Source organism: Deltaproteobacteria bacterium, assembly GCA_009930495.1.
Lineage (GTDB): Bacteria > Desulfobacterota > Desulfovibrionia > Desulfovibrionales > Desulfomicrobiaceae > Desulfomicrobium.
On record RZYB01000450.1, the window covers coordinates 1 to 1141 of the forward strand.

The following is a 1141-nucleotide window of genomic DNA, read 5'->3' on the forward strand; positions in this document are numbered from 1 at the left end:
CACCATGCCCTTGACCATGTTCGAAAAGCCGGTGACGTGCGAGCCGACATAGCTCGGCGTGTTGGCGTAGATGACGTGCTTGCCGTCCGGCACCTTGCCGGATTTGATGGCCTTGTCGGTCATCTGCGGCAGGTCGTCGCCAATGGTCTCGGACAGGCAGGTCGTGTGCACGGCGATGACGTCGGGCGCGTAGACCGTGAAGATGTTCTCGATGGCGGCCAGAAGGTTGGCGCCACCGCCAAAGACCGAGGCTCCTTCGGTGAAGGAGCTGGTCGCCGCCGAAATGGGTTCCTTATAGTGTCGGGTCAGGGCGCTGCGGTGGTACGCGCAGCAGCCTTGGGAGCCGTGGGAGTGCGGCAGACATCCGTGGATGCCCAGGGCCGCGTACATGGCGCCGATGGGCTGACAGGTCTTGGCCGGATTGATGGTCAAGGCGCTGCGTTCGGTCACTTCTTTGGGTGTATGTCGAAGTAGCATAAATATGTCCTCATTGTTCCGTCTTCAGATGCGCAATCGTGCGACACCGGGAAAGGCGGGAAGTTCAGCAAAGCCTGGATTGCCGCGCTCCTTGCAGTCGCTCGCAATGACACAGGGGCGATTCCGTCATTGCGAGAAGCCAGGCTCTGCGTGGGAGTCCTCGACGAAGCAATCCAGACCCTTTGATACGGAATTTGAACTATTCCCAGACGTAGGTCGCCGACAGTTCCGGATTTTCCTGCCAGGGCGCCTTCATGTAGCTCCAGACCTTGCTGTTCACGAGGCGGTCGATCTCGCGGTAAAAATTCACCGCGCCCCGGAACCCCGCGTACGGCCCGCCGGAGTCGTAGCTGTGCAGCTGCTTCATGGGCACGCCCAGCTTCTGGATGGAAAACTTTTCCTTGATGCCCGCGCAAAAGATGTCGGGCTTGAGGGTCTCCACCAGCTTTTCGGCCTCGTACTGGTTCAAATCGTCGATGACGAAAGTCTGATGCTCCATGTCCCCGATCATGCCGTCGTATTCCTTGAACTTGAACCCGGCGGCCTGAAGCTTGGCCATTTCGTCCGAGGTCTTGCGCGGCTTGAAGAGCTTCGGATCGGCCTCGACCTCGATTTCCTCGATGTTGCGGCTGTCCGCGTCGACCTTCAGATTGGGAATGACCCG

Annotated in this window: 2 protein-coding genes; both read right to left on the reverse strand. The window is 59.5% G+C overall.

Annotated elements, in window-relative coordinates; translation table 11 throughout:
• A partial coding sequence (locus tag EOL86_15390) for a nitrogenase molybdenum-iron protein subunit beta (protein ID NCD26953.1) occupies positions 1-477 on the reverse strand: 477 nt, incomplete at its 3' end.
• Positions 478-676: 199 nt separating this feature from the next.
• On the reverse strand, positions 677-1141 hold a 465-nt coding region (locus EOL86_15395; GenBank protein ID NCD26954.1), incomplete at its 5' end, for a nitrogenase molybdenum-iron protein alpha chain.